We start from the raw sequence: 4,153 nt of genomic DNA on the forward strand, positions 1-4,153 counted from the left end.
AGCGAGCGCTGCCCGCAGCACGGCCAGTACTTCAGCGCTGACTGGCACTGCCGCCAGATGCGCGCTGCGATTCAGCCGCGACAGCTCGCTGCCAGGCTCGTGCACGCTCATCGCGGTATGCACCTCGGCGATCGCGGCATACGCGGCGTCGACAGCAGCCAGCAGCAGGGGCGTATCGAGATCCGCAGCAACCGAAATCTCGACCAAGGTCCCCAGCCAGGGCCGCGCGCGGCGCAGCTGGTTCATTCGCTGCGCTGGCGGCGGCCGAGGACGATATGGACGACCAGCAACGCCGCCAGCAGCAGGCCCGGCAGCCAATGCAGCAGGCTGATCGCGGCGCGCAGTTGATCGCCGCCTGCGTAGTACAGGCCGTAACCGCTGAGCGCGAGCAGGCCGTTCAGTGCCAGCAGCGCGTAGCCGGTCCGCCGATTGCGTTGCAAGGCCAGGCCGCGCATCACGTGGACCGGCAGCAGGCTGCCGAGCAGAAAGAGGAAGCTCATCGCCGCCGCGCCGTGCACGGCCAAGGCCGGGTGTTCCCAGGGGCTGGGCGACGGGCCGAATTCGCCTTCGATGGCGCCGTAGTAACGCAGCAGCAACCAGGCTGAGCCGCTGAGCAATAGCAGCGCGGTCACCACGTAGACGGCACGCCGCTGCCAGTCCGGCATCCGGGCCGAGGCTATCGACGCCAGGCGCCGGGCGCGCAGCAGGAACGCCGGCACCGGCGCATCGGAATCGTGGGTGCCTGGCGGATGCCGGTGTTTGGAAGTCATCGCCGCAAGTCTACTGGCGCCGGAACGATGCGCTTACGGAACGGGCTTCAGGCCAACGGCTTCAGCACCAGCGCCCAGGTCGCCAGCAGGCGACGAATGCCATCAGTGACGTGCTCGCAGGACAGCGTCGCACCGCTGATGCCCTGGATGTCGTCGCCGACTCTCAGTTCATCGCCCGCCTTCTTGTTGACGAACTGCTTGCGCCAGCCCGGATAGCGGATTTCGCCGCCGTGCGATTCGCGGTACTCGAGCACTTCCACCTGCTTGACCCGGCCGTCGGCGTCGAGGCCGATCGCGTAGGTGATCAGCTCGCTCTTGCCGATCACCGCATCGAGCAGAAACCAGCCGCCATCGGCCGCGCGCCAGACCCTTACCAGGCTGCCGCGCACCGGCACGCCGCTGGCTTTCTCGATCGCTGCCATCTGCGTGGCGTCGAGCGTCCGCGGCTGCGCGGTCATCGCCGCCGCGCCGAACATCGCGGCTTGGGCGTCCTCGATCGACAGGTAGACCGTCGCCCGCGCCGGCGCGCTGGCCACCAGGGCCACGAGCGGCAACAACACGATCCGCGACGACATGCTCACGTCTTGCCTCAATAGAACTGCAGACCAACGCCAAGATTGAAGCGATTGTCTTCCTTGGCGCGGCGGTATTGCTGGTAGTCCGCTTTCAGCACCAGGTTCGGCGTGATGAAGAAGCTGGTGCCGTAGGTGTACGCGGTTTCAGTCGGCCGATCGATGGCGCCGAAGCCGGGCGGCTGGCCGGCGTAATCGGAGCCGGTGTTGAAGCGCTCAAAGCGCACGAACGGCGTCAGCGCGTAATCGCCGGCTCGCCAGACTCTGTATGCGCCCTGCACCAGCCAGCCGAAGTAGGCTTTCGGAATCGGCGTCAGCGCGCCGGCATTGGCCAGGTTCAGCGCGGCGGTGTCGCTGAATCCGCCGTGGGCGTACAGCGTCTGCAACTGCAGCGGACCCTGCGTGTAGCGCGCATGGGTTTCCCAGAGCATGAAACGCGGGCTGGCCGTGACGCCGACATTCTGGTTCTGGCCGACTTCGCCGGTGAACACGCTGCCGCCGAAATTGACGCCGGTGATGCCGTCGTAGTTCAGCGACACGTACTGGGCGAGATCGGAGGCGCGGCTGTTGGCGAGTTCGCCGTGAATCGAGCCCAGCGGCGAGTAAGCGCCTTCCGGCGAGGCGTAATCCCAGTTCGACAGATTGAAGCTGGTGGTCAGGCCGACGTCGTAGCTGAGCCCGAACGGCGTGCGGCCATACAGCGAGATGCCGCCTTCACGCTCCGTCGACGGGATGATCCGCGTCTCGACGTTATTGCGCTCGACGCCGAAGTAGCGGGTCGGCTCGTGCGCGGTGTTCAGATAGCCGATCGGGATCAGGATCAAGCCGACCTTGGTGCTGAGGTAATCGTTGAAGCGGTGATCGATGTAGAACTGCTCGACCTCGAATTCACCGCCGTCCTCGGCCGACACCACGGTGTTCTCGGTCTCGAACTCGGAGACAAAGCTGGTGCTGTCGTTGAAGCGGTAGCCGATGCCGAACACAGCGCGGCGCACGGTGGCTTCGGTGCGGCTGGCGTCATGGTCGTAGCGGCTGAAGTTGACCTCGCCGTAGCCGGACAGAAAGGCTTCCTTGTGCTCGGCGACAGCGCGGGCGTCCTGACGAGTCGGCTGGGCCGAGGGATCTGCCGCCGCGGTCGCGGCTGGAGCCGCAGCGGCCGGCGCGGCGGCTGCTTCGGCTCGCTCCGCCTTCAGCGCTTTCAGTTCCGCCTGCAGCGCTTCGAGCTGCTTGGCTAGCGCATCCACCTTCTGCTCCAGCACTTCCTGCTGGGTCGCGGCCATCGCTGGCAGAGACAGCGCCGCCAGCATGGCGGCAGAGACAGCGAGCGTGAATTTCCCGGGCAGTTTCCGGGAAGGCACCGTCGGCGGGTTCAGCGGCATCGGGAGCAGGGTCCTGAGTGGTTCGGCTACTGGTCACGGTGCCGTGCGGAGGGCGCAGTGAAGTTTTAGTAAATCTGAAGTCAATATTAGATGATAAGGATTCTTGTTATCAAACGACATCCATTCCGCTCGCCCTCTCGAGGCTCTCTCAAGGCCTCTTCGCCGCCCGGCGAAGCGCCGTTTCTGCACGCTGAGCCATGACAGGTTCGGCCTAAGCCGCTACGCTGGCCGGATGCCTCCAAGCACATTCCCATTCACCAAGATGCAGGGCCTCGGGAACGATTTCGTCGTCATCGACGCCACCATCCAGCCATTCCAGCCGAATGCAGCACTGCTCAGCCGCCTGAGCGATCGCCGTTTCGGCGTCGGCTGCGATCAGGTGCTGGTGGTCGATCCCGCGCCGTCGGCCGAGGTGGACTTCGGCTATCGCATCTACAACGCTGATGGCTCGCAGGTGGGCCAGTGCGGCAACGGCGCGCGCTGTCTGGCGCGCTTCGTGGCCGATCACGGCCTGAGTGCCAAGCGCGCATTGCGCGTGCGCACTACCAGCGCCAGCCTGGAACTGCGTCTGCTCGATAACGGCGAAGTCACCGTCGACATGGGCGCACCGCGCTTTGCGCCGTCCGAAATCCCGCTGGCGGCCGATGCCCGCGCCGCGCATTACGAAGCCACGCTCGCCGATGGCAGCCGTGTCCGTTTCGGTGCGGTCGGCATGGGCAATCCGCATGCGGTGATTCGGGTCGATGACGTCGATGGCGCCGAAGTCGAACGGATCGGCCCGCTGCTGCAGGCGCATACGCTGTTTCCGGAATCGGTCAATGTCGGCTTTCTGCAGATCATCGACGCGACGCACGCCAGGCTGCGCGTCTACGAACGCGGCTCCGGCGAAACCCTGGCCTGCGGCAGCGGCGCCTGCGCGGCCTTTGCCGTCGCCAGAAGCTGGGGCCTGCTGGATGGCCGCGCCGAACTATCACTCCGGGGCGGTCTGCTGAATCTGGAATGGGATGGCCTCGATGCATCGCCGGTGCTGATGACCGGCCCCGCCACCACGGTTTTTGAAGGGAGATTCGAGTGGTCGATCTGACCGAAACCAGCACGCCGGCCCCGGCCGAAACCACCGTGACGCTGCCGGACGAGGCGCAGGTGATCGCCTATCTGAACCGCGATCCGCTGCTGCTGACCCGCCATCCGCAACTGCTGGAGCAGATCGAGATCACCCACGCGGCCGGTTCGGCGGTGTCGCTGATCGAGCGTCAGGTGGATCTGCTGCGCGGCCGTAACCAGCGGCTCGAAGCGAGGCTGGAGAAGCTGCTCGACAGCGCCAAGTCCAACGAGGCACGGGCCGACAAGGTGCTGCGCTTGAGCCTGAGCCTGATCCGCGCGCCATCGCTGGCAGCGATCGTCGCGGCGCTGAAAGCCTCGATGAAGGACG

The 4,153-nt window shown here is 66.0% G+C and carries 6 protein-coding genes; 2 read left to right on the top strand and 4 right to left on the bottom strand.

The window, feature by feature from the left end; genetic code table 11:
* From QZY06_RS15275 to QZY06_RS15290, 4 genes are all read right to left on the bottom strand, one after another.
* Nucleotides 1–246: FAD:protein FMN transferase (locus tag QZY06_RS15275; protein WP_295685927.1), on the bottom strand; the 246-nt coding region annotated here is incomplete at its 3' end.
* Nucleotides 243–770, bottom strand: a complete 528-nt coding sequence (locus QZY06_RS15280) for a hypothetical protein (RefSeq protein ID WP_295685928.1) — start codon at nucleotides 768–770, stop codon at nucleotides 243–245. The genes QZY06_RS15275 and QZY06_RS15280, both read right to left, overlap by 4 nt.
* A 47-nt stretch (nucleotides 771–817) precedes the next feature.
* Nucleotides 818–1,345 (bottom strand): FMN-binding protein, encoded by a 528-nt coding sequence (locus QZY06_RS15285; protein WP_295685932.1) that lies wholly within the window; start codon nucleotides 1,343–1,345, stop codon nucleotides 818–820.
* Nucleotides 1,346–1,359: 14 nt separating this feature from the next.
* Complete coding sequence (locus tag QZY06_RS15290; protein WP_295685929.1) at nucleotides 1,360–2,721, bottom strand: hypothetical protein; 1,362 nt, start codon at nucleotides 2,719–2,721, stop codon at nucleotides 1,360–1,362.
* Between the two features lie 232 nt (nucleotides 2,722–2,953).
* Between QZY06_RS15290 and dapF the strand changes: the two genes are divergently transcribed.
* Together dapF and QZY06_RS15300 are read left to right on the top strand one after the other, a co-directional pair.
* Nucleotides 2,954–3,805 carry a diaminopimelate epimerase gene (gene dapF / locus QZY06_RS15295; RefSeq protein ID WP_295685930.1) on the top strand — a complete coding sequence of 284 codons (852 nt, stop codon included), beginning with the start codon at nucleotides 2,954–2,956 and terminating at the stop codon, nucleotides 3,803–3,805.
* The coding region (locus QZY06_RS15300) for a DUF484 family protein (protein ID WP_295685931.1) at nucleotides 3,793–4,153 on the top strand (361 nt) is incomplete at its 3' end. The genes dapF and QZY06_RS15300, both read left to right, overlap by 13 nt.

The sequence above is a fragment of the uncultured Nevskia sp. genome, from assembly GCF_903885465.1.
GTDB lineage: Bacteria > Pseudomonadota > Gammaproteobacteria > Nevskiales > Nevskiaceae > Nevskia.

Coding starts and splice junctions, on each gene's coding strand:
- QZY06_RS15285 (WP_295685932.1), bottom strand. CDS start 1,345: ATGTCGTCGCGGATCGTGTTGTTGCCGCTCGTGGCCCTGGTGGCCAGC.
- dapF (WP_295685930.1), top strand. CDS start 2,954: ATGCCTCCAAGCACATTCCCATTCACCAAGATGCAGGGCCTCGGGAAC.
- QZY06_RS15280 (WP_295685928.1), bottom strand. CDS start 770: ATGACTTCCAAACACCGGCATCCGCCAGGCACCCACGATTCCGATGCG.
- QZY06_RS15290 (WP_295685929.1), bottom strand. CDS start 2,721: ATGCCGCTGAACCCGCCGACGGTGCCTTCCCGGAAACTGCCCGGGAAA.